1 pseudogene is annotated in these 481 nt (G+C 52.0%); it reads left to right on the plus strand.

Annotation, left to right across the window (positions count from 1 at the left end):
- Nucleotides 1-481: pseudogene (locus tag ACW9H9_RS28790) on the plus strand (IS630-like element ISPsy25 family transposase); the annotation flags it as partial.

A 481-nucleotide genomic window follows, 5' to 3' on the forward strand; every position in this document is an offset into this window, starting at 1 on the left:
TTCAAATTGTCCAACGATCCTCAGTTCGAGGAGAAATTCTGGGATGTGATCGGGCTCTATCTGGCCCCGCCGGACAAGGCTTTGGTGTTGTGTTGCGATGAAAAAAGCCAGGTTCAAGCCTTGGAGCGCACGCAGCCGGGCTTGCCTTTGGGCATCGGTCATATCCAGACCAAATCCCATGATTACACCCGCCACGGCACAGTCACGTTATTCGCTGCATTGGATTATCTTCAGGGCAAATTGATCAGCAGCATCGAGCGTCAGCACCGGCATCAAGAGTGGCTGGCCTTTCTCAAGAAGATCAATAAAGAGACGCCCAAACACCTCCAGCTTCACCTGATCGTCGATAACTACGCGACCCACAAGCATGCTGCTGTGAAAGCCTGGCTGGCGAAGCATCCTCGCTTTCATATTCATTTCACACCAACCTCCAGCTCGTGGATGAACATGGTTGAACGCTTCTTTCGAGACATCACCGTGT

It is taken from the genome of Pseudomonas sp. SDO5215_S409 (assembly GCF_054071325.1).